We start from the raw sequence: 19,143 nt of genomic DNA on the forward strand, positions 1-19,143 counted from the left end.
TTTAAGCTCCATAAGATTATTAAAAAATGAAACAAAAAGACGCAAACCTTAAACGAGTAATTGTTGATTTTAAAAAATTAACTCCAGAAATCCTGGCATTATTAGTAGAAAAATATCCTGATGGATATGATGATGATAACATTATTACGTTCAGAAATGCTAATAACGAAATTGTTGAAGCCGTTGAAGTAACTACAGAAGACACAAAATACTTAGTCAAAGTTAGTACCAAGCTAGAAGTTACTATGGAAAATTACGATGAAGACGATTACGAAGACTTTGATAATGACGATCCTGAAGCGGTTCAAGATCCTGAATTATCTTCAGAAGATGAGGATGACGATTTAGATTAATTTTTGAAATTTGCAACATTTAATTTTGTAAATTACTTTATAGAAATCGACGACTTGTCTTAATCTGATAATTATGGAAACTGTTTTTCACATGTCTCTGCCTTGCTTGAGTGTAAAAGAAACTAAAAACTTTTATACTGATATTGTTGGAGCTACAATTGGTAGGTCTTCTCAAACCTGGATAGATGTTAATTTATTCGGACATCAACTTACATTTATTAAAGCCCAGAAATTTAATTTCAATAGTCCAAACTATGTCTTCGAGGGAAAGATTTTACCGTCATTTCACTTTGGAGTCATCGTTGATGAAACGACCTGGAATTCAACTTACAAAAAGCTAAAGGAAAAGAAATTACAACTTGTAGATCACAGCTTGTTTTTGAAAGACAAAGCTGGAGAACATCAATCGTATTTTATTAAAGATCCTAACGACTATATGTTAGAGTTTAAATGTTTTAAAGACCAAAAGAATATTTTTAGAGCGTAACAAGCTAGCCTTAGATGTGACAATCTCTTAACGTCATAGTCTATTCACCGTTCAGAAACGTATATATACTATTCCACATGTAAATCATCATGATGATTTTACTAAAAGCACTATCGGACTTGAGGTGGCAAAACTCCGAAGAAAACAATGCTTATTTACAACGTTAAATGTTATTAAAATGAAAACAAAAACTGCATTAATTGCTGGCTTTTTAATGGTATGCTTTGTCTCTTTTTCGTCATTCGCTACATTAAATTCAACCGAAGTATTTGAAGGAATTTACGATGGTCAAGAAGATTATGGTTACAATTTTATTGGTATTGATGAGGACGACGAAGAATACACAATGACGTTTCAGGAAGTTGATAAATCCCTTTTAAAGTCGTTCGATTTACAATCAGAAAAACTTGTAGGAACGAAGTTTATGGTGACTTATACCATAACAACTGAAACTTTAAAAGATGATGATGGTTATGAAGACGAAATTGAAACCTATACGATAGTAGCTTTAAAAAAGCTATAGTTTCTCAAAAAATTATAATCAAGCCAACTTTTTAAAGTTGGCTTTTTTTATGAATTGATGAGTGGCTTTTTTCTAAATAATTCCCAAAAAAACACTGTAAAAACCACCACATATTCTATCGTAATAATCCAGAGGTTTTCAGATTTATCTGCACTATTGAGATTAATATAAGCCAAATAACTTAAGATGATTATAAAACTCCAAACTATGGGAAATTTATAGTTTGTAAACACACTTAAAATTAAAAGTGTTGCTATATACCATGGATGTACTGTAGTACTTAAAAATAGATACACAGCAAATGCTAAAAGCATATGTGTAATTAGGGTTTTGATAGTATGTTGTTGTTTTAAGAGAGACAATCCCACTACAAATAAAAACACTACTAAGGCCAAGATTTTTCCAATTATGGCGATTTCATTATATCCTGTAAACCAATACCCTATTTCACGAGCAAGATAATAGACGCTTGCATTAAACTCAAAATTACTAAACCAGAGTCCGACAGTTTCTGCATAGTTTGTTACAAATTCCGAAGAATAAAAAGGTGCAAATAAGATAAGCGTTGTCATGCCAACGATACCATAGAATGCTATTAACTTTTTAATGTCAATTTGGGTTTTTTTGTTGTCATCGAGAGCGGATTCTAGAAGTTCCTTAGATTCGTCGATTGCGTTCGAAATATCATTTTTGTTTTTTATAGTATGTTTTACCTTGGGACTATCGTCATGCTGTACTTGTTTCAGAATCTCACTACTTTTATTCGCTTTGAACCACCAAAATAGCAATGGCAAAAACAACAACGGAATCAATTTTACCGAAATCGACAAAGCAAATACTACAGCAGCTAATTTCCATTTGCCTGAATGCAAGAGACATAAACTCCAAACCAGGAAGAAAATCATAACGCCTTCAAAATGTAAATTTCCGGTGAGTTCAATAATAATAAACGGATTTAGGATGTACCAAAAGATGTTTTTTATAGGAAGGTTAAGTCGTTCAAGAAGGCGCTTTCCGAAGTATAGTGTCCCAAAATCTGCTGCGATGATTAGAAGTCGTAATACAAAAGCTGAACCTAGAATGCTATGTCCAGAACACAGTCCTGCTATTACAAAACACAATTGCTTCATTGGAGGATAATTGGTAAAATGGCTTCCGTTAAGTTGTCCCATTCCAGAGTATAATTCTTCAGCTTGAGCAACCGGAAATTCTTGGTTTTGAACAAAGGATTCAGGCGTAAACAAATACGGATTAAGACCTTCAAGAATCATACGTCCATCCCAAATGAAACGATAAAAATCTTGAGACAAATTCGGAATGGCAAGAATAAAAATTGCCCGAAACAGAAATGCAATACCAGTTAAAAACTTAATGTTATTTTTTGAATATTTCAGAAGCAATCCAAATACAATCCATAACAAACTATACAAGAGGATCAGCTTCGTATATTCAGTTCGAATTAAATCATAAGCAAAAAGCCAATAGAGAAACAAGCCGACAAACGTGAGCAATAAAGGAACCTTATTAAGTTTCCATAATTGCATAATCTTAGACTTTAGAAGATATCGATTTAAAGAAGACGTAACCAAAACCTAAAAACAACATCAAATGGAATGGAAATAACCCAAAGTCGCCACCTTGATCGCCTACAACAAAAGCACTGTACAAGCCAAACGCAAAATAGAGCATTAGCGCACCTTCTAAAATAACGTGAGGTGATAGTTTTTTTCTGAGATATTTGTTGCCTTTCCAAGAATCTTTAATAGTACTGATATTAAATTTGGGCGTACGAACAAACTCACTACGTTTACCAACATGACCTTCTAAAACAGCAATTGAGTTGTGTAAAGAAAAACCCATTGCTATAGAAAAGAACGTAAAAAACATGGCTATGTAGCTGAAGAAGTTTTTAAAACCACTACCATAAATTTGTTTGTACATAAACCAGTAGCAAATAAAAAAGATGACTGTACTCATGACGAAAAAACTCATAAAATAGAAGTAAAAGCGTAAATGAGCATATTCATTTTTAATGTATAACATGGGTATACTCAATACGGCAACGATAAAAACATTTAAAAACATGGTACTATTTAATAAGTGAAGTAAGCCATGAATTTTCGTCTTAAAAGAAATGTTTTTTGATTGAATGACGCGTTTAAGCATTTTTCTAAAATTCTCAGCACCTCCTTTATTCCATCGAAATTGTTGCGAACGCGCAGCACTTATGACTACAGGTAATTCGGCAGGTGTTTCAACGTCTTCAAGATATTTAAACTTCCAGTTTTTAAGTTGTGCTCTATAACTTAAATCTAAATCTTCAGTTAGTGTATCACCTTCCCAATTTCCAGCATCAATGATACATTCTTTTCTCCAGATTCCAGCTGTACCATTAAAATTGATGAAATGACCTTTGCTATTTCGCCCAACTTGTTCTAGTGTAAAATGCGCATCTAAGGCAAAGGCTTGAATTTTAGTCAGTAATGAATAGTTACGGTTAATGTGACTCCAACGGGTTTGAACAACACCAATTTGTTCATCCTTAAAATACGGAATGGTACGTTTAAGCCAGTTAGGTTTTGGTAGAAAATCGGCATCAAAAATGGCAATAAATTCACCTTTAGCAATTTTTAAACCTTCTTTTAAGGCACCAGCTTTAAAACCACTTCGATCTGTTCTGGTAATATGTTTTATATCGAGACCTAGTGCTTTAATTTTTTCTACGTGTTCCCTTGTGGTCTCAATAGTTTCATCTGTGGAGTCATCAAGTACTTGAATTTCCAGTTTATTTTTTGGATAGTCAATAAGGGCAATGTTATCTAACAACCGATCCATAACATACATTTCATTATATACAGGAAGTTGTATGGTTACAAAAGGCACTTCTTCAGATTTAGATAAATCAAAAGTCTCACAATCATCGTTTGCTTTTTTTGAAGACAGGTAATTAAACAGCAGGTTGAGCTGAGCCAGAGCATACAAGAAAATCAGTACAATAGCTATTGTATAAATGACAATAATTGTCGTTTGAAGAATCATTTTTTTAAACTGTATTTAAAAATCCAACCTAAGATTTTTACGCCTGCAAATATAGCACCTTTTATGGTTCCTGAAACTTTTGAGACACCTATTCTATTTCTGTAATTTACAGGAATTTCAATGTAACTTAATTTTTGCTTTAACACTTTTAGCTGCATTTCAACAGTCCATCCATAAGTTTTGTCTTCCATTTGTAAATTCAAAAGTGCATTGTATTTGATAGCTCTAAAAGGACCTAAATCTGTAAATTTTGCTCTGAAAAATAAAGTCATTAGGCTTGTTGCTAGCCAGTTCCCAAAGATTTGAGGAATAGTCATCGATCCATTTTCTCTTAGGTCTTTCACTCTTGCACCAATAACAAAATCGATATCATCGTATAGGATAGGAGCTATTATTTTTGTGAGTTCTTCTGGGTAATCACTGTAATCACCATCTAAAAACACGATAATATCTGGTTTTTCAGTTTGATTTGAAATATAATCCATGCCTTTTAAGCAGGCATAACCATAACCTTTGTTCGATTCTGTCAATACTGTTGCTCCTGCATTTTTTGCATTGATTTCTGTGTCGTCATTTGAATTATTACTCACCACAATAATTTCATTAACAAGGTCTGGAATATCTTTAATGACGAGCGCTATTGAATCTGCTTCATTGTAAGCAGGAATGATGACTTTTATATTTGGCATTTAGTTAGTTTGAAGGTGCAAAAATACAACATCTTATTTCTGATTTACTAAATCCATTAAATCAACATCATTTCCTAATAAGATTTCGTTTGGATTAATACGACCTTTCATGCTGTCGTTCTCTAATTTTAGTACACCTCTAGGGCAAACTGCAGAACAAATTCCGCAGCCAACACAACTGGAACGAACAATATTTTCACCTTTTTGAGCATAAGCGCGAACATCTATTCCCATTTCGCAATAGGTTGAACAATTACCGCACGAAATACATTGTCCGCCATTCGTTGTAATTCTAAACTTGGAAAACAGCCGTTGCTGGAATCCTAAAATGGCTGCCATCGGACAACCAAAGCGACACCAAACTCTGTTTCCGAAGATTGGGTAAAAACCCGTACCAATTACTCCAGAAAATATAGCTCCAATAAGAAAGCCATAGCTTGATCGTAAGGTTTCGGCTTTGAAAAGAAATAATTTAGTTTCCGAACTCAACAAATGAAAACCAACAAGTGCCATAATAATTACGAAATACCCTATCGCTCCATATTTCGCATCTTTACCTAATTCATGACGCTTAAAAATCATAGTTAAGGCAAAGACTAAAGTTAAAATGCCTACAACAGAGAATAAAAACACATCTCGTGTAAGCCAATATTTATTGGCATCATAACCCAAATATGTATAAATCACTGCAGTGGTCATTAAAACGACAAACACTAAAACACTATGAATAACCCAGCGTTCAATTTTCCAGGCACTCTGACGTTTATCACTAAGATGTCTGAACGAATCTCCAGCAGTTTCTGCTAATCCGCCACAACCACAAACCCAAGAGCAATACCAGCGTTTCCCGTACTTAAAAGTTAATATTGGTGTTATCACAAAAATGGATACAATGCCGAAAATAAGCATCGCCATACCTATGGTTCCAGAATTAATAAAGGAATCAATACGATACTGTTCAAAGTTATAATAGTTTAATGGCCAAACATTTTTAAGATCATAGTAAGGCAAATCAGAATTCATTACATACATGAATTCAGGAATTAAAAAGGCGAAAGCCAATTGAAAAAACATGACCGAAATCGTTCTGATTTGCTCATAACGATTATGTCGATACTTTAAAATAAACTTATATCCAAATGCTAAAATAGCAATAGTATAAAGTGTTCCGTAAACAAACCATTGACTTGCAGGTCTTCCGCTTAACAATTGACTTAATGGATCAAATAAGGCAATTAATCCAGTGTTTTCTCCACCATCTGTTGCTGCTCCTAAAAGGCCTTCATAAAAATAAAGGACGATGTAAAATGAGGTCAAGACAATTCCGGTAATCCAACCTAAAGTGCCTCTGGAAGATATAGATTTAAACCAGACACCATCATTTTTAATCCCTTTTGATTTTGAAAGATAAGCATCATTAGCAAATAGAATAGTACCAACTGTAATAAATGATAAAGCTAAAGTAAGAAAGGTTACTGAATTTGGTAATTTAATATTAAATAAAGCCAACACTAAAATGAATAAACCAATTACTCCAAGTCCAACTGATAGTTTTTGCTTTTTTGATAAATCTTGAGCATCTGGTTTAGCTAAAGACATGCTGTAGTTTAATTTGTTGCTCATGATGATACAGTTTGTAGTTGGTTATTGTATGCTCTTAAAATGTCTTTTTCAAAACGTTTATAAAATTCGGGATCAAAATTAGCTTCAGAAAGATGATTCATTACATAATCAACATCTCGTTTTTCTGTGAGCCATCTATCAAACGTCTCATGACGCATACGTATTCCGAAGGTATTAATGCCTAAAAACTCATTGGTGTCTTGGTGAAAAGCAACTGTTATGCATTTGGTGTCATCGTCATGCTTCCAGTGGAAATGTGCTTCATAATCTGGTTTGCCTTTGCTTCCAAAGACCCATCCGTAGGTTTGGTATTCGATATCAAAAAACTTTGCCGAATTAAACCAATGTCCAGGATTATAGGGTATTCGGTTGCCACAAATGGTCTGAGCTAAGGTTTCTCCCATCATTCGTCCTGTGTACCAAACGGCTTCAATTGGTCTTCGGTTTCCAATGGCTTCGTGCTGTTCGGCGCAATCTCCAATAGCATACACATCTGGAATATTTGTTTCCAGATAACGGTTGACTTTAATACCTTTTCCTGTTTCAATTTTTGAAGATTTAACAAAATCTATATTTGGTGAAACACCAGCAGTTAGTCCTACAACATTACAAGGGATTTCTTCACCTGTTTCTTCAATGATAACCGATTTTACATAACCATGTTCATCTGATTTTATTTCTCTTAAATTAGTTGATAAGCGTAAATCGATGTGATGATTTTTTATGTGTCTGTTAATCATTTCACTTTCACCTTCAGGTAAAACGCCATTCCAGAAACTCGATTCACGCACTAAAAATGTAACAGGAATGTTTCTGGAGTTGAGCATTTCTGCAAGTTCAATACCTATAAGTCCACCACCAACAATAACAGCACGATTACAAACGTCTTTGTTTGGCGCATGTACTTCCAAGTGTTCTAAATCTTGTTTGTGGTACATTCCCATAACGCCTTTTAAATCTTGACCTGGCCAACCAAATTTGTTCGGCTTGCTTCCTGTGGCAATTACTAGTTTGTTATAATTTAGATCATCTCCATTTGCCAGTTTTAAGCATTTATTATCAGTATCAATGGCATCAACGTAGGCATTAAGGAGTTCGATTCTATTCTTTTCCCAAAACCAGTTTTCATAAGGTTGGGTATGCTCAAACTTCATGTGTCCCATATAAACATACATGAGCGCTGTTCGAGAAAAGAAATAATCGGTTTCAGCCGAAATGATGGTGATTTTTTTATCTGAAAGTTTTCTGATATGTCTTGCTAAAGTGACACCAGAAATTCCGTTTCCAATGATGATGATGTGATCCATAGGCTTTAGTTAGTTAAATCTTTTGTCGAAGGTTTTGTTAAAACCTTAAACGCTATTGGCAATTTGTTTAAATTTAAAGATTAAATTCTAGGTATGAGAATAATTTTGACTTTCTATGTTTTGTTTTTCACACTAACGTCTTGTGCTGTACAAAAGGAAAAAATTAACGGACTCAGTTTTGTGGCTTCACCTAATGCGATTGATGATAATCATATAAATCCTGTTACAAAAGTTGGCGCTAATTATACAGCTATTATGCCTTTTGGTTTTATGCGAAATTTGGACCATCCTGAAATTATTCATAATACAGATAGGCAATGGTTTGGTGAAACTAAAGCTGGAGCGAAGCAATATATTGATGAATTAAGGAAAAAAAACATTAAAATTATGATTAAGCCTCAAATTTGGGTTTGGCATGGCGAATTTACGGGAGATATTAAAATGTCTTCCGAAGACAACTGGAAAGCACTTGAAAATACCTACACTAAATTTATTTTGGAATATGCAGAATTAGCTCAGGAAACTGAAGCAGAAATTTTTTGTATTGGAACAGAGTTAGAAAACTTCGTTAAGGAACGCCCAGAATATTGGCTTGATTTAATTCAAGAAATAAAAACTGTTTATGGTGGTAAACTCACATATGCAGCCAATTGGGACGAATTTAAACGTACGCCTTTCTGGAGCGATGTTGATTATATTGGAGTGGATGCCTATTTTCCAGTAAGTGATCAAAAAACACCAACACTAGAAGAGTGTAAAGCTGGATGGCAGAGTCATAAAGAAGTTATTAAATCACTTTCTGAAAGACATAATAAACCCGTTTTATTTACAGAATATGGCTATCGTAGTATGGACTATACAGGAAAAGAGCCTTGGGAAAGTGATCATACCATTGAATCTCTAAATTTTGAAGGTCAAGCCAATGCCACTCAAGCACTTTTTGAAGAATTTTGGCATGAAGACTGGTTTGCTGGAGGCTTTGTTTGGAAGTGGTTTCATAATCATGATACATCTGGAGGAGAAAAGGACAATCAGTTTACACCACAAAATAAACCTGTGGAAGCTGTCATTAAATCATTTTATAAATCTGAATAATTTACAATATGAGAACGCTTGCTATTGGTGATATTCATGGTGGATTAAAAGCATTGCAACAGGTGTTGGAAGTTGCTGGAGTTACTCATGAAGATACATTGATTTTTGTAGGAGACTACGTTGACGGTTGGAGCGAATCTGCTCAGGTAATTCAATTTTTATTAGAACTAGCTAAGACTAACAATTGCATTTTTATTAAAGGAAATCATGATGTGTGGTGTGAAGATTGGTTACGAACTGGTCAAGGTGATTCGGTTTGGTTGGCTCATGGTGGAAAGGAAACAGTTGAAAGTTATTCTGAATTTTCCGAAGATGAAAAGAAACAGCATTTGTACTTTTTTGATGATATGAGTTTGTATCATATTGATGATAAAAACCGATTGTTTATTCATGCTGGGTTTACGTCGATGCATGGTGTAGAGAAAGAATATAACTTTCGTAATTTTTATTTTGATCGCACACTTTGGGAAATGGCAATCACTATGGATAAAAGAATTAGAAAAGATTCTGAATTATATCCAAATCGCTTGAAGCATTATTCTGAAATTTATATTGGTCATACACCTACAATCAACTTCTATAAAGATAAACCGATGCATGCCGTCAATGTTTGGAATATAGATACAGGAGCAGCCTTTACTGGGAAACTATCTGCGATTGATATTGATACAAAGGAAATCTTCCAAAGTGATACACTGAAAGATTTATATCCAGATGAACAAGGGAGAAATAAACGTTAACTGATGTGCTTTTTGTAATACAAGTATAAATCATCGGCTGAAGCACCAAACCATTTTTTAACGTAGATACTCCAGAAATGGTATTGTAATTTCCAAACACCATGTTTTTCATATAATCTTGATGACGTTTGAATTTTTTTATTGATGACAATAAATTGTTTGCGTTTATACAATTCATTAATCAGCATATTGTCTTCGTATATGATGTAATCTTCATCGTAACCTCCAATGTCTTTAAAAAGTGCATTGGTAATAAATAAACTTTGATCACCACCTCTGCATGCTCGCCATGAAAATTGGGTGAGCCAGCTTGCTAATCGTAACCACCAATGATTGCTGTCAAATTGCAATCGGAAACAACCTGCTTGATTTCCTTTATTGACTTCATTTATTATAAGTTGATCGTAGTTTTTCGGTGGAAAAGAATCCGCATGCAAGAAATATAGAATATGACCAATAGCTTTTTTTGCACCAAGATTCATTTGTTTAGCTCGTCCTTTTTCGGAAGGTATTAAAGAAACAGTTACATTATCTGAAAGGTCTTTATTTGATCTTGACTGCAATCGACCTGATATAAATTCTGAAACAATATCTTGAGATCCATCAGAGCTTCCTCCATCAACTATTATGATTTCAAAACGGTGTTGTTGAGTTGCCTGTTCTATTAAATGAAAAAGTAAATTTCCAATAGATTTGGCTTCGTTTAATATAGGAATTATGATGCTTATCATATACATCTATACGAGAAAAACGGCACTTTAGTTTTTATCATTTAAATCCCAGTTATACTCTATGTAATCAATTTTTGCTTCTGTTGAAATAGGAGTTTCGGCATATTGATTAATATAATCTATTAATGAACCATTTTCAGTAAAATCGCTTTTATACCATTTGAAAATTTCAGATAGCTTAGGATTATTGACCGATAATTTATTTTTTTCAGAATTATTGATGAATTCTTTAGTGGCTTTTTCCATCAATTCTTGAACATTTTCTGATGTATAGGCTGTGTTTAGAAGTTTCGGACAAGAATATGAGGCGCAATTGATAGCGAAATGAATTTTAGGTTCATTCATTTTTCTCAAAATGCCGTTTTCAATATCTGCTAAAGAATAGTCTTTATTGCCAATTTTAATTCTGTTTTTCATCCATGGATTAGAGATGTCTTTGATGCTTTTTAAAGGATAATTTTCAACAATCAATTTAATCGTATTGGCATTATATACATTGATGAAGTACGCTAATTGTTCATTGATATTCCAATCTTCAGAAGGCACTTTAGACGCTAGATAATCAACATAGTCATTTAGCTTTTTAGATTCAGTTTTAAAACCTTTGTAATCAACGTTACCATGGTCTGCTACATACTTCTGCAATAAGGTGTTCCAGGCAGAATGATCAAGTGTTGTAGTTTCAGTTTGTGTTTTAGAAGTCGTATTTTCTTTTACTTCTTTTATTGGAAGCCCTTTTGCTGAAAAACAGCTATAGGTAGTTAATACAATGAATAAAGTTAATGCATATTTTGAGTAGTTCATATTTCGGTTTTTTGTTTGTATAAATACCTACGAGACTACTCAACTTTTGGTTTTAAGAGGATAGAGCTCCTGAGCAAAAAAATCTTTTGGAAATTTCTCATCTTCTTCAAAACCAAGCTCAATATCTCGACCGTCGTGTGGTACATAATCGGTTTTAAATATATAATCCCAAATACTTAACGTTAGTCCGTAATTAACGCCAAACCTAACATGACTTGGAAGTTTTTTAGCGTGATGCCAGATGTGCATCTTCGGATTATTGAAAATGTATTTTAAAAGGCCATAGTCCCAACCCAAATTGGCATGATTCAAATGACCAATAGCAATTGTGAAAAAGTAAACGATAGCAACATCTTGAGCATCAAAACCGCCAATAATGGCAATTGGAATATAGAGTAACGATTTATAAACCACAGGCTCCATCCAGTGGTAGCGTAAGTGTGCTGCAAATCCCATTTCTTTAACACTATGATGTACTTTGTGGAAATTCCATAACATAGGAATACGATGTAGTAAGCGATGTGTGTTCCATTGTACAAAATCACTAATTATAAAAAAGATGAAAAGTCCGAGCCATCTCGGTAAATCATCAACATCAAATATCTGAAAACTTGAAACGGATAATCCCACTAAACCTAAAACATCATTAAAAAGCGCTGCTACTGTATTAGATAAAGCAATAAAAACAATAAGATTTAACAGGAAGAAATTAAAAAACATATAGAAGGTATCCAACCAAAAATCTTTACGAAATAAAGCTTGATTTTTTCGCCATGGGAATGCAATTTCTAATAACCAGACAACTATAGAAATGATAATTAAACCATAGAAATAGTTATCCCAATTAGTTTGAAGTAAAATTTCATTCTTCAAATAATTCCAATATCCAGAATAGGAATTTTTTATGATGTCGAGATATTTTTCCATAATTTTTTTGTCTTATCAGGTGGGACTACATTGAGGCCTTCCGACTTGCTTCACAAGATGCTTTCATTAAATATATTTTATATCAACCAATGCTCAAGGTGACAAGTTTTCTAACAGCAACCACCACCATCATAATGATACGTAGATTCACTTATAAAGATATCATCTCTTCCTAAGCTAGCCAAAACTCCAGCCGTCTTATCACAAATCGCTAACGGTTGATTTTTGAGTAATACATGACCAGCTTTATCATCAAAATAATCATCTTCACCATAGTAAATTGCAGCTTTTCCTGTAAAAACACAAGGTCCATCACTAGGCATCGGATCTTTAATTGCAGCCACTTCAATAGATTCTATATAAATGAGTTCATTTGTTGGATAGTGCTTAGGATCTAGGATACGATACGGTTTTCTCGCTCTGATTTCTATGGTTCCAAAACCAGCGTCAGTTAATGCTTTAACGTATTCTGTAATAGGTAAACTTCCACTTAAACATAACGCGCGTAAACGATCATCATTTCGCAATTTATCATTCATAGGTTGCTCGCAAGTAGGATCGCTCATGACTAATCTTCCGTGAGGTTTTAGAACGCGATACATTTCAGCAATGGCTTTCTTTAAATCATCAGCTTTGAAAATATTGAATAAGCAGTTTTGTGCTGCTACATCAATGCTGTTGTCTTCAACTGGTAAATGCATAGCATCTCCTTTTTTGAGCTCTACAAATTCAGATTTAAACCAATCGTTTTGAGCTTCAGCTTCGATAAAATTTTTACGAGATGCTTCTAACATTTCATCAACCACATCAACGCCAATCACACCACCTTTTTGCCGATTGAAATAAGAGAATTGCAATAATTCCATGCCACCACCAACACCAACATAAAGCATTTTAGGGTTATTTGTTAAATCTCGAGCATGAACAGTGCTTCCGCAACCGTAATTCATCTCTTGCATGATTCTTGGGATTTTTAAACCAGGTAATTCCCAAATAGGATTTGTAGTACAGCATAAGCCAACATCAGGTGTTAATGCTGCTTCTTTATATAAATCGTTAGTAGCGTTTAAGTAACTCATAGCTTATAATTCTTTTATTAATGCTTTAAAAAGGGTAATCATATTAGGTTCGGCTATTCCTGCTGTTGCAATTATTTCTGCAATATCGACAGGTTTTAAATTATCTGGATCGCACTCGTCTGTTAAAACCGAAATGGCTGCTGCTCTCATATTTAAATGATTCGCAACAATAATTTCTGGTACTGTACTCATACCAACAGCATCAGCACCAATAATTTTCAACATTCTGTATTCAGCTCTGGTTTCTAATTGAGGTCCGACGACACTAGCATAAACACCTTCATGTAATGTGATGTGATGTGCTTTAGCAATGCTTTTAAACGTTTTGTTAATGTCTAAATTGTAAGGCGCACTCATATCTGTAAAACGTTCACCTAAGGTTTCAACACCTTTAAATGCCAAGGGAGAACTGCCTTGTAAATTGATATGGTCATCTATTAGCATTAATTCTCCTTTTTTAAAGTTGCGATTAATGGCACCAGCAGCATTTGAAACTAATAGGGTTTTAATTCCAAGTTTTTCCATGATACGAACTGGAAACGTTACATCTTGTAACGAATAACCTTCATACACATGAAAACGACCTTGCATGACCATTACTTTTTTTCCAGCTAAATCTCCATAAATTAGTTTTCCTTTGTGAAATTCGACCGTGGCTGTTGGGAAATTTGGAATATGGTTATAGCTTACTTCGCTAATGATTTCAATATCATCAGTTAATTTGCCTAAACCAGTCCCTAAAATGATGCCTATTTCTGGATTTTCAAACCCTTTTGCAGCCAAATAATCTGCAGTTTCTGTTATGAATTTAAGCATTGATTTGTTTAATTTTTTGTTGTAATAGTTTGTTATTTTTGTAAAAGTTTGATGCTTCTAAATCTTCAAAAGTATCAATGTCATTTAAAAGTTCTAAGGTACTGACTGAAACTTGATTGGTTTGTAACTCTTGTAACGTTTCTTCTAATAAATTGGATTGACTCCATGGTTTATTATCAAAAATGCTCTCATACATTTTGGACATTCCAACCAGATAGTATCCTCCATCTTCAGCAGGTCCAAAAACCACTTCAGTTTGCTTTAAAGCCTCTAATCCGTTTTGAATATGGGTTGTACTAATATCTGGTAAATCTGATCCAATTAACACAATTCGATCATAACCATCCTCGAAACCTTGCAGAAATGCATTTTTCATGCGTTCACCCAAATCATGTCCTCTTTGAACTGCCTTGTAAGCCTCCTTCCATTTGGTGTCAACTACAGCATCAGAAAAATAAACACGTAATGGTGTTTCGAGTGCTTTAGTGGCATTTTCCGTAACTTTTACAAGCGCTTTGTAAACTTCAAAAGCTGCCTGATTACCAATAGTTTTAGCAAGTCTGGTTTTTACCTTACCCAGTGTTATATTTTTTACGAAAACAATGACAAGCTCTTTATTCATATACTCTTATACCATTTTTTAACCATTTGCTCCAGTCTTTTGAAAACGCATGTATACTATCTGTTTCTTTTTCCTGAGCATTGTAAATTGAGAAATTTTTATTTTTCCATTCAAAAATCCCGCCATACAGATTTTTTACATTTGTGTAGCCTGCTTTTTTCAATTTATTGGCAATCACTTCTGAACGAATTCCTAATGAGCAGTACACAACTATATCTTGATTTTTGTTTGGTAGTTGCTTTACTAATGAATCTAATTCAAAACCTGTATAGCCGACAAAAATAGCATCTTTAAGATGACTAACCTTATATTCGTGAAATTCTCTAGCATCAAGAATTACTGGGTTTATTTTAGGCATTGCCAGTTGTTCTACAGAAATATAAGGCACTTGCTTTGTATTATGCTTTTTAAGCAATTCAGATAAATTTTCTTGTGAAAAGCTAGTCGTAGAAAATAGGCATACTATATATAAAAAAAGTAATCTCATATTAAGTAACTGAACCTTGGCAACTGCTTCCTGCGCCAGCTGTGCATCCGTAGCAATGTTGTGAAATGACTATGTTTCTTCCTTCTAATAATTCTTCATTAAATTCTGAAATGTGTTTTACTTTACTATTCACAGGGAGTTCAAGCATTTGATTAAAATCACAATCAAATAAATAGCCATCCCAGCTTACAGATAAGGTATTTGTACACATTACATTTTTAACGGCTGAAGGATTATAGGCTTCAACCAGTTGATACATATAATCTTCATAATTTTCTGAAGCGATTAAATAATCTAGAAATCGTGATATTGGTAAATTGGTAATCGCAAAAAGGTTGTGAAACTGAATTCTAAAGTCTTCAAGTAAGGCCTTTTTAAAATCTTTTTCCATAGACAGTTGATCTCCTGGTAAAAAAGCGCCAGACGGATTATAAACCAAATCTAATCTTAAAGCGCTACCTGGCATTCCGTAGCCAACAGCATTTAACTCTTGCAAGGCTTTTATTGATTTGTCAAAAACACCATCACCACGTTGTTTATCTGTTTTTCCTCGTGTCCAGTGAGGCATTGAACTCACCACATGAACATTATGTTTTTTGAAAAACTCAGGTAAATCGTAATATTTTTTGTTAGCTCTTATGATAGTTAAGTTAGATCTCACGATAAAATCTTTAATACCTACTTTAGCAGCTTCTTCAACAAACCATCTAAAATCTGGATTCATTTCTGGAGCGCCTCCTGTTAAGTCTAAGGTATGTGCACCAGAATTCTTAATGACTTCCAAACACTGTTTCATAGTATCTCTGGTCATGATTTCCTTGCGATCTGGTCCAGCATCAACATGACAATGATCACAAACCTGGTTGCACATGTATCCAACATTGATTTGTAAGATTTCTAATTTTTTTGACTTTAAAGGAAATTGACTAGTTTCAGAAATTTTACTTTTAAAAGTTGGTAATTCTCCATTTCGAAAAATACCATTTGATAAAATTTCCATCTGTCTATTACTGTTTGCTAAATCGCTATGTCTTTTCTGTAGGGATTTTGTTGCCATTAATGAGTTGTCTTTAAACTATTTACGGAAATGCTTAAATGCAGGTTTTTTATATGTATTATCCGTCAAGTTTATTAATTTTATTCATCATTTGAACACCATGAACCAGTGTTGCCCCACCTTTAATAGCAGCACCAACGTGAATAGCCTCCATCATTTCTTCTTTAGTAATTCCACGCTGTAAACCGTCTTGCGAATAGGCATCAATGCAATAAGGGCATTGTTCGGTGTGTGCCACGGCTAAAGCTATAAGCGATTTTTCACGAGCACTTAAGGCACCTTCTTCAAATACTTTTCCGTAATATTCAAAAAACTTGGTTCCTAAATCTTCACTCCATTCTGTGATTTTTCCAAACTTTTTAAGATCAGCTGGGTCATAATATGTTTTAGACATATAAATAAATTTATGAGTTAACACATCTACGAAAATAATAGATATTAAGTTTTAAGTCGGTATTAATTACAAAACTTAACAGAAAATTTAGCTTTCTGTTTATTTTATTTTATCAGAAGAAGGACGTATGGTTTACATTAAAAAAGTCTTATTTTTAAATTCTGTTTTTATTAATCATGAAGAACTGGATAGCAAAGTTATCAGAATTTAGAAAAAAGCAACAGCCTGTCGCTCTGGTTACTGTTACAAAATGCTTGGGATCAACACCTTGTGTTGTGGGTTCGCGAATGCTAATAACCCAAGACAAACAACTTTTTGGAACCATAGGAGGAGGGAAATTAGAATTTCTTGCCACACAAGAAGCTATGAAAGCGCTTCAAGAAAACAGAATTATCGAATCTAGTTACACTTTAGGTCCTGAGTTTGAGCAATGTTGTGGCGGAAAAGTTGAATTTATGATAGAACCAATGAACCAATCACCAGAATTATTTTTATTTGGAGCAGGACATATTGGATGTGAAATCGCCAAACTATTAGTCGATACACCTTTTAAAGTTAACCTCATTGATTCCCGAAAGGATTGGTTTAATGACTTTGCTTTAGATGAAAGTATAACGTGTTGTGAGGTTAATATTGATGATTTTAAAACGTTTAGAGATGTTGTGAAATGGGGAAAAAACTGTTATGTTTTGGTTTTAACTCATGATCATTCTATCGATTTTGAAATTGTTGCAATGGCGCTTCAAAATGACACTAAGTATTTAGGATTAATTGGAAGTAAAACCAAAAAGGTGCGTTTTAATAATATGCTTATCAAAGACATGAACATTCCTGAAGGTATGAGCAATGTGGTTTGCCCTATCGGATTGCAAATTGGAGGTGATACACCAAAAGAGATTGCAATTAGCGTTGTTGCACAATTATTAGAAGTGCATTACAGAAATGAAGAATAATAAGGCTGTCATCGATAAATTAACCGCACTTTGGGCTTTAAATGAATCTGGTCTGGGTGGTTTTTTACATGTATTTAGCACACCTTTTACAGGAATTATTGTGGGTGGAATTTCTATTTTACTCATTAGTTTAATTGCATATTATGCTGAAAACAAATCGAAAGCCATTTTAAAAGCGCTTCTTGTCGTGTTGATCATTAAAATGGCTGTTAGTCCGTATTCGCCATTTGGTGCTTATGTTGCTGTTAGTTTTCAAGCATTTTTTGGAACATTACTCTTTGCGAATTTTTCCTGGAAAGGAATAACACTTATGGTTTTAGGAATGGTGACATTTTTAGAATCTGCACTTCAGAAATTATTAATACTTACCATTGTTTACGGAACAGGATTTTGGGAAGCTGTAAATATTTATGGCGCTTCAGTACAAAAGAAATTAGATTTTGTTTCTGAAACCTCTACAACCTCAGTTTTGGTCACAACCTATCTTTTGGTTTACGGTATTTGCGGCATTCTAGCCGGATTTTTCATTAAAAGCATGATTAGGATTATATCTCACAAAAAACAAGACGATTTTTATTTAGAACCTGTTGATTTAAGTTCAGAGAAAAGCACTACAAAAAAATCATTTAAAAGTAAGGTCATCTGGATTTGGTTGTTAACTGTAACTTCTATTGTTATAGCCTTTTCTTTTTTTGGAGGTGATTTATTTGGGTGGAAGGAAGGTGTGTATATCATGCTTCGCAGTTTTATGATTTTATTGTTTTGGTATCTCATCATTGGTCCTTTTTTATTAAAATTGGTCAAGAAATATCTTAGTAAAAAGGAGTCGCAATACAAGGAAGACATTTCTAATGCGCTGGATTTATTCCCGTATTTCAGGCAGATTATTTCGTTTACTTGGAAGGAAACACAACACCTCAAAGGTTATACACGTTTTAAACATTTTATGGCAAATAGTATTTCTAATTGTATTTGTTTTAAAGTATCTTCGGAATGATTTACATTCAAATTCAAAGTAGATTTAACTAAAAATAGTTTCGCTTAAAGCATAATAAATAGCCATTATTGCTGAAAAAATTGCGCTTCCAAGAAAACGCCATTTGAGTTTAAATCGATTCTGAATGATATAATTCGCTATAAACGAAATCGGAATATTGACCACAAACGACCACAAGGCGATCTGCATCAAGTTCCAGCCAATAGCTTCCATCTCACCAGAAAATAATTTGATAAATAATAAATGTCTGGCAATCCACAAGGGATTAAAATACATTATGGCTAAACCTGTTTTGGTTAATGTTGCTTTTAAACCTTTTAGATGTTCAGTTTTTTTGACAATCCAGTCAAAGTAATTCGGTATTTCAAAGGCATAAAAAGTTGCACCAACAAACATCATTCCTAGGAAGCGATACACTGA

At 33.7% G+C, this 19,143-nt stretch carries 22 protein-coding genes; 7 read left to right on the forward strand and 15 right to left on the reverse strand.

From position 1 onward, the window contains the following. The first annotated feature begins 26 nt into the window (after positions 1–26). From TD18_RS01250 to TD18_RS01260, 3 genes are all read left to right on the forward strand, one after another. On the forward strand, positions 27–353 hold the full coding sequence (locus TD18_RS01250) for a hypothetical protein (protein ID WP_040247400.1): 327 nt from the start codon (positions 27–29) through the stop codon (positions 351–353). Positions 354–426: 73 nt separating this feature from the next. Beyond that, complete coding sequence (locus TD18_RS01255; protein ID WP_040247402.1) at positions 427–840, forward strand: VOC family protein; 414 nt, start codon at positions 427–429, stop codon at positions 838–840. Positions 841–1,018: 178 nt separating this feature from the next. Then, positions 1,019–1,363: a hypothetical protein gene (locus TD18_RS01260; protein WP_040247405.1), complete on the forward strand. Its 345-nt coding sequence runs from the start codon at positions 1,019–1,021 to the stop codon at positions 1,361–1,363. 47 nt (positions 1,364–1,410) lie between these two features. Here the strand turns inward: TD18_RS01260 and TD18_RS01265 are convergent, their stop codons facing one another. The 5 genes from TD18_RS01265 to TD18_RS01285 are packed head-to-tail and all read right to left on the reverse strand — an operon-like array spanning position 1,411 to position 8,021. Continuing rightward, positions 1,411–2,907: a hypothetical protein gene (locus TD18_RS01265; protein ID WP_040247407.1), complete on the reverse strand. Its 1,497-nt coding sequence runs from the start codon at positions 2,905–2,907 to the stop codon at positions 1,411–1,413. Between the two features lie 4 nt (positions 2,908–2,911). Continuing rightward, entirely contained in the window at positions 2,912–4,402 is a 1,491-nt protein-coding gene (locus tag TD18_RS01270) for a cellulose synthase family protein (protein ID WP_040247409.1), read from the reverse strand. Then, positions 4,399–5,091 carry a glycosyltransferase family 2 protein gene (locus TD18_RS01275; RefSeq protein ID WP_040247411.1) on the reverse strand — a complete coding sequence of 231 codons (693 nt, stop codon included), beginning with the start codon at positions 5,089–5,091 and terminating at the stop codon, positions 4,399–4,401. The genes TD18_RS01270 and TD18_RS01275 overlap by 4 nt, the downstream gene beginning before the upstream one ends. A 33-nt stretch (positions 5,092–5,124) precedes the next feature. Next, positions 5,125–6,714, reverse strand: coding sequence for a 4Fe-4S binding protein (locus TD18_RS01280; RefSeq protein WP_040247414.1), 1,590 nt, complete (start codon positions 6,712–6,714; stop codon positions 5,125–5,127). Next, on the reverse strand, positions 6,711–8,021 hold the full coding sequence (locus TD18_RS01285) for an NAD(P)/FAD-dependent oxidoreductase (protein WP_040247416.1): 1,311 nt from the start codon (positions 8,019–8,021) through the stop codon (positions 6,711–6,713). Before TD18_RS01285 ends, TD18_RS01280 begins: the two co-directional genes overlap by 4 nt. A gap of 93 nt (positions 8,022–8,114) precedes the next feature. Here TD18_RS01285 and TD18_RS01290 point away from each other — a divergent pair, with 93 nt between their 5' ends. After that, a complete protein-coding gene (locus TD18_RS01290) occupies positions 8,115–9,116 on the forward strand; it encodes a glycoside hydrolase family 113 (RefSeq protein ID WP_040247417.1) in 1,002 nt (333 codons plus the stop codon). A gap of 8 nt (positions 9,117–9,124) precedes the next feature. Further along, positions 9,125–9,856, forward strand: coding sequence for a metallophosphoesterase family protein (locus TD18_RS01295; protein WP_040247420.1), 732 nt, complete (start codon positions 9,125–9,127; stop codon positions 9,854–9,856). Here the strand turns inward: TD18_RS01295 and TD18_RS01300 are convergent. The 9 genes from TD18_RS01300 to TD18_RS01340 all read right to left on the reverse strand — a co-directional run bounded on the left by TD18_RS01300 (position 9,853) and on the right by TD18_RS01340 (position 16,773). Continuing rightward, positions 9,853–10,587, reverse strand: coding sequence for a TIGR04283 family arsenosugar biosynthesis glycosyltransferase (locus TD18_RS01300; protein WP_040247422.1), 735 nt, complete (start codon positions 10,585–10,587; stop codon positions 9,853–9,855). The two genes, TD18_RS01295 and TD18_RS01300, sit on opposite strands and share 4 nt — an antisense overlap. A 27-nt stretch (positions 10,588–10,614) precedes the next feature. After that, positions 10,615–11,391 carry a DUF547 domain-containing protein gene (locus TD18_RS01305; RefSeq protein WP_040247424.1) on the reverse strand — a complete coding sequence of 259 codons (777 nt, stop codon included), beginning with the start codon at positions 11,389–11,391 and terminating at the stop codon, positions 10,615–10,617. 39 nt (positions 11,392–11,430) lie between these two features. Beyond that, positions 11,431–12,318: a sterol desaturase family protein gene (locus TD18_RS01310; protein WP_040247426.1), complete on the reverse strand. Its 888-nt coding sequence runs from the start codon at positions 12,316–12,318 to the stop codon at positions 11,431–11,433. A 110-nt stretch (positions 12,319–12,428) separates the two neighbouring features. After that, complete coding sequence (gene arsM / locus TD18_RS01315) at positions 12,429–13,397, reverse strand: arsenosugar biosynthesis arsenite methyltransferase ArsM (protein WP_040247429.1); 969 nt, start codon at positions 13,395–13,397, stop codon at positions 12,429–12,431. Positions 13,398–13,400: 3 nt separating this feature from the next. Then, entirely contained in the window at positions 13,401–14,213 is an 813-nt protein-coding gene (locus TD18_RS01320; protein WP_040247431.1) for a purine-nucleoside phosphorylase, read from the reverse strand. After that, positions 14,206–14,835 carry a TIGR04282 family arsenosugar biosynthesis glycosyltransferase gene (locus TD18_RS01325; RefSeq protein ID WP_040247434.1) on the reverse strand — a complete coding sequence of 210 codons (630 nt, stop codon included), beginning with the start codon at positions 14,833–14,835 and terminating at the stop codon, positions 14,206–14,208. Before TD18_RS01325 ends, TD18_RS01320 begins: the two co-directional genes overlap by 8 nt. Next, positions 14,828–15,322 carry a rhodanese-like domain-containing protein gene (locus TD18_RS01330; RefSeq protein ID WP_040247436.1) on the reverse strand — a complete coding sequence of 165 codons (495 nt, stop codon included), beginning with the start codon at positions 15,320–15,322 and terminating at the stop codon, positions 14,828–14,830. The genes TD18_RS01325 and TD18_RS01330 overlap by 8 nt, the downstream gene beginning before the upstream one ends. A gap of 1 nt (position 15,323) precedes the next feature. After that, positions 15,324–16,379, reverse strand: coding sequence for an arsenosugar biosynthesis radical SAM (seleno)protein ArsS (gene arsS / locus TD18_RS01335; RefSeq protein WP_040247438.1), 1,056 nt, complete (start codon positions 16,377–16,379; stop codon positions 15,324–15,326). Between the two features lie 58 nt (positions 16,380–16,437). Next, positions 16,438–16,773 (reverse strand): arsenosugar biosynthesis-associated peroxidase-like protein, encoded by a 336-nt coding sequence (locus tag TD18_RS01340; protein ID WP_040247441.1) that lies wholly within the window; start codon positions 16,771–16,773, stop codon positions 16,438–16,440. A 176-nt stretch (positions 16,774–16,949) separates the two neighbouring features. On the opposite strand from TD18_RS01340, the gene xdhC reads away from it, so the two are divergent. Then, complete coding sequence (gene xdhC / locus TD18_RS01345; protein ID WP_052460989.1) at positions 16,950–17,726, forward strand: xanthine dehydrogenase accessory protein XdhC; 777 nt, start codon at positions 16,950–16,952, stop codon at positions 17,724–17,726. After that, on the forward strand, positions 17,716–18,723 hold the full coding sequence (locus tag TD18_RS01350) for a hypothetical protein (RefSeq protein ID WP_040247444.1): 1,008 nt from the start codon (positions 17,716–17,718) through the stop codon (positions 18,721–18,723). The genes xdhC and TD18_RS01350 overlap by 11 nt, the downstream gene beginning before the upstream one ends. A 24-nt stretch (positions 18,724–18,747) precedes the next feature. Here TD18_RS01350 and TD18_RS01355 read toward each other — a convergent pair whose 3' ends face one another. Next, positions 18,748–19,140, reverse strand: a complete 393-nt coding sequence (locus TD18_RS01355) for a hypothetical protein (protein WP_206540208.1) — start codon at positions 19,138–19,140, stop codon at positions 18,748–18,750. Positions 19,141–19,143 lie beyond the last annotated feature (3 nt).

The sequence above is a fragment of the Psychroserpens mesophilus genome (assembly GCF_000826645.1).
Taxonomy (GTDB): Bacteria; Bacteroidota; Bacteroidia; order Flavobacteriales; family Flavobacteriaceae; genus Psychroserpens; species Psychroserpens mesophilus.

Coding starts and splice junctions, on each gene's coding strand:
- TD18_RS01310 (WP_040247426.1), bottom strand. CDS start 12,318: ATGGAAAAATATCTCGACATCATAAAAAATTCCTATTCTGGATATTGG.
- TD18_RS01270 (WP_040247409.1), bottom strand. CDS start 4,402: ATGATTCTTCAAACGACAATTATTGTCATTTATACAATAGCTATTGTA.
- TD18_RS01275 (WP_040247411.1), bottom strand. CDS start 5,091: ATGCCAAATATAAAAGTCATCATTCCTGCTTACAATGAAGCAGATTCA.
- TD18_RS01340 (WP_040247441.1), bottom strand. CDS start 16,773: ATGTCTAAAACATATTATGACCCAGCTGATCTTAAAAAGTTTGGAAAA.
- TD18_RS01320 (WP_040247431.1), bottom strand. CDS start 14,213: ATGCTTAAATTCATAACAGAAACTGCAGATTATTTGGCTGCAAAAGGG.
- TD18_RS01280 (WP_040247414.1), bottom strand. CDS start 6,714: ATGAGCAACAAATTAAACTACAGCATGTCTTTAGCTAAACCAGATGCT.
- TD18_RS01350 (WP_040247444.1), top strand. CDS start 17,716: ATGAAGAATAATAAGGCTGTCATCGATAAATTAACCGCACTTTGGGCT.
- arsM (WP_040247429.1), bottom strand. CDS start 13,397: ATGAGTTACTTAAACGCTACTAACGATTTATATAAAGAAGCAGCATTA.
- TD18_RS01285 (WP_040247416.1), bottom strand. CDS start 8,021: ATGGATCACATCATCATCATTGGAAACGGAATTTCTGGTGTCACTTTA.
- TD18_RS01325 (WP_040247434.1), bottom strand. CDS start 14,835: ATGAATAAAGAGCTTGTCATTGTTTTCGTAAAAAATATAACACTGGGT.
- TD18_RS01305 (WP_040247424.1), bottom strand. CDS start 11,391: ATGAACTACTCAAAATATGCATTAACTTTATTCATTGTATTAACTACC.
- TD18_RS01260 (WP_040247405.1), top strand. CDS start 1,019: ATGAAAACAAAAACTGCATTAATTGCTGGCTTTTTAATGGTATGCTTT.
- arsS (WP_040247438.1), bottom strand. CDS start 16,379: ATGGCAACAAAATCCCTACAGAAAAGACATAGCGATTTAGCAAACAGT.
- TD18_RS01330 (WP_040247436.1), bottom strand. CDS start 15,322: ATGAGATTACTTTTTTTATATATAGTATGCCTATTTTCTACGACTAGC.
- TD18_RS01290 (WP_040247417.1), top strand. CDS start 8,115: ATGAGAATAATTTTGACTTTCTATGTTTTGTTTTTCACACTAACGTCT.
- TD18_RS01295 (WP_040247420.1), top strand. CDS start 9,125: ATGAGAACGCTTGCTATTGGTGATATTCATGGTGGATTAAAAGCATTG.
- TD18_RS01255 (WP_040247402.1), top strand. CDS start 427: ATGGAAACTGTTTTTCACATGTCTCTGCCTTGCTTGAGTGTAAAAGAA.
- xdhC (WP_052460989.1), top strand. CDS start 16,950: ATGAAGAACTGGATAGCAAAGTTATCAGAATTTAGAAAAAAGCAACAG.
- TD18_RS01250 (WP_040247400.1), top strand. CDS start 27: ATGAAACAAAAAGACGCAAACCTTAAACGAGTAATTGTTGATTTTAAA.
- TD18_RS01265 (WP_040247407.1), bottom strand. CDS start 2,907: ATGCAATTATGGAAACTTAATAAGGTTCCTTTATTGCTCACGTTTGTC.
- TD18_RS01300 (WP_040247422.1), bottom strand. CDS start 10,587: ATGATAAGCATCATAATTCCTATATTAAACGAAGCCAAATCTATTGGA.